This window comes from Amycolatopsis anabasis (assembly GCF_009765355.1).
Lineage (GTDB): Bacteria > Actinomycetota > Actinomycetes > Mycobacteriales > Pseudonocardiaceae > Amycolatopsis > Amycolatopsis anabasis.
This window is the reverse complement of the sequence record NZ_VTHK01000178.1, coordinates 1-821: the sequence shown is the minus strand read 5'-3', so window position 1 is coordinate 821 and position 821 is coordinate 1. Positions and strand designations below refer to the sequence as shown.

The following is an 821-nucleotide window of genomic DNA, read 5'->3' as shown; positions in this document are numbered from 1 at the left end:
GAGGTGCCCGAGGGGCACGACCAGGCGTCCTGGCTGCGGCACGAGGTGCTGAAGGGCCTCCAGTGGCGCTTCCCGGGCGGGATCCCGGGCGGCTACGTCGATCGCGCGGACTTCGAACTCGACGTGATCGTCCAGAAGGGTTTCCCGGCCTACTTCCTCATCGTCGCCGACCTGATGAACCACGCCCGGCGGGTCGGCATCCGGGTCGGCCCGGGCCGGGGCTCCGCGGCGGGCTCGCTGGTCGCGTACGCGCTCGGCATCACCAACCTCGACCCGATCGACCTGGGCCTGCTGTTCGAACGGTTCCTCAATCCGGAGCGCGTGTCGATGCCGGACATCGACATGGACTTCGACGACCGCCGGCGCGGCGAGATGCTCCGCTACGCGACGGACAAGTACGGCGCCGACCGGGTCGCGCAGGTCATCACGTTCGGCACCATCAAGACCAAGGCGGCGATCAAGGACTCCGCCCGCGTGCACTTCGGCCAGCCCGGGTACGCGATCGCGGACAAGATCTCCAAGGCCCTCCCGCCGCCGGTCGCGGCGAAGGACATCCCGCTGTCCGGCATCGTGAACCCCGAGCACGAACGGTACGGCGAAGCCGCCGAGGTACGCGCCCTGCTGGAAAGCGATCAGGACGTCGCCCGGATCTTCGAAACGGCCCGCGGCCTGGAGGGCCTGATCCGCAACGCGGGCGTGCACGCCTGCGCGGTGATCATGTCGGCGGAGCCCCTGGTGGACACGATCCCGTTGTGGCGGCGGGACGACGGCTCGATCATCACCGGCTGGGACTACCCGTCCTGCGAGGCCATCGGCCTGCT

Annotated in this window: 1 pseudogene; it reads left to right on the top strand. The window is 69.8% G+C overall.

Annotated features, from left to right (window positions below):
* Positions 1-821 (top strand): annotated as a pseudogene (locus tag FXO23_RS50600) (DNA polymerase III subunit alpha); the annotation flags it as partial.